Consider the following 1,738-nt stretch of genomic DNA (forward strand, 5'->3'; position numbering starts at 1 on the left):
GTGTCATAGGAAATCTCCGGTGGCGGCACCGGCTTCGAGGCGCAGGCTGAGAGGACGGCTGTCGACGCGGTCAGAATCAACACGGCACGGAGCGAGGGGGCTCTATTTATCATTGGCGGGATCCTTTGGGGAAACGGAAGCAGGTGCTGCGCTGTCGAGCTCACGCGACCAGTCGATGGCGTTGATGAAGACGCCGAGCGGGTTGCTGCGCAGCTGCTCGGTATTGCTCGGCGGGCGGATCACTGTGGTGAGGATCGCGGTCCAGCGCGTCGTGCTGGCTAGGCTGCCGCGCTCAAAAATCTGCTCGGTCCATTTGACTTGGAACGAGCTGTCGGAAGCCCTCACCACGCTGGTCACCTGCACCGACACGCTGCGCCTGCCGATCTCACCGAATGGATCGTTCGCCTTGGCGTATTCGTTTAGGAAGAGTGCTGCGCGGTCGGTGGCAAAGTCATAGGCTGCCAGCCAGTTCTGCCGCACCAGCACCGGGTCGGTGGAAACGGATCGGACATTCTGGATGAAACGGCCGAGATGCCAGGCGATCTGGGCATCGGAAGGTTGGTAGTCCTGGATCGCCGGGGCGACTGCACGCGCCTCGCCAAAGCGGTCAACCTCGACGACGTAGGGCACGACCCGGCTTTGCGTCGACTGCCAAACAAGGCCGCCGGAAAGCCCGGTTGCCAAAGCGAGGCAGCCAAGCGCCATCAGCCGCCAATTCCTAGCCTGTACCCGTGATGTGCCGATACGCTCATCCCAGAGCTGGCCGGCCTTCTGATACGGCGTGACCGGCTCGGGCGTCTTGCCGTAGCGTTGAACAGGTCGCTTGAAGAGCATTTAGTCGTCCTTGTCGTTGAGAGAGGGATTGGCGCTGCCGCCCGGCCTGTCACCGTCGCGGACAGCCTGCATGGCGGCGTGGCGATGAGCACGAGAGGTCTGCTCGGAACGCATGCGTCTCGCCCAATTGGGCGCGGTATTAGGGGCAGAACCGGCCTGACCTCCGAGCATTGACGCGGTCGGCGCACCGCCGGTCGCGGTCCATGCAGCTTCGCGTCCGGCGTTGGCGCTAGGCCTGAAGCTTCCTGCGGCAGATCCTGCTGCTCGCAGCACGGCGCCGCCGGCGGCACTTGCCACGCCCTGCATTCCAGCAGCCACACCGGACAGTCCGGAGTCGGGCGACGTTGCACGTCCCAACTGCCAAGCTGTGGATGCAGCGGATCCCATGGTCGTGCCGGCTCGGACGGCGGCAAGCCCGCCGCCGGTTGCCATGCGCGCACCGGCAAAGGCAGCTCCCCCGGCAACAAGCGCCGATCCGGCAGCGGCCGCCGTGGTCCCCAGCGCGGCGCCAGCACCAAGTTGTGGCGCGCCCGAGACAAGACCCGAGGCGATCCCAGGCCCAAAAATGCCGAGCCCGAGAAGCGCCAGCGCGCCAAGCACCTGCGACATGGCCGCCGCCAGGTCGGGCTCCTTGCCCTGGAGCGCCGAAGCAAACTCGCCAAAGAGCGTGGAGCCGATACCGACAATGACGGCGAGCACCATCACCTTGATGCCCGACGAGATGACATTGCCGAGCACGCGCTCGGCCAGAAACGCCGACCGGTTCCACAGCGCGAAGGGCACCAGAACAAATCCGGCCAGCGTGGTGAGCTTGAATTCCAGGATGGTGATGAAGAGCTGGATCGAGAGAATGAAGAAGGCGATGATGACCAGGAACCAAGCCACGAGCAGCACGAAAATGGTG

At 64.6% G+C, this 1,738-nt stretch carries 2 protein-coding genes; both read right to left on the minus strand.

Translation table 11 applies throughout. From position 1 onward, the window contains the following. Positions 1-102 precede the first annotated feature (102 nt). The gene (gene trbF, locus EOA27_RS35165) at positions 103-834 is read right to left on the minus strand and encodes a conjugal transfer protein TrbF (RefSeq protein ID WP_127258586.1); all 732 of its coding nucleotides are present in this window, start codon (positions 832-834) and stop codon (positions 103-105) included. Next, on the minus strand, positions 835-1,738 hold a 904-nt coding region (locus EOA27_RS35170), incomplete at its 5' end, for a type IV secretion system protein (protein ID WP_127258588.1).

The organism is Mesorhizobium sp. M2A.F.Ca.ET.037.01.1.1 (assembly GCF_003998075.1).
Classification (GTDB): domain Bacteria; phylum Pseudomonadota; class Alphaproteobacteria; order Rhizobiales; family Rhizobiaceae; genus Mesorhizobium.

What these genes read in the sequence shown, in the direction of transcription:
- trbF (WP_127258586.1), bottom strand. Translation starts at nt 834, where the DNA reads ATGCTCTTCAAGCGACCTGTTCAACGCTACGGCAAGACGCCCGAGCCG.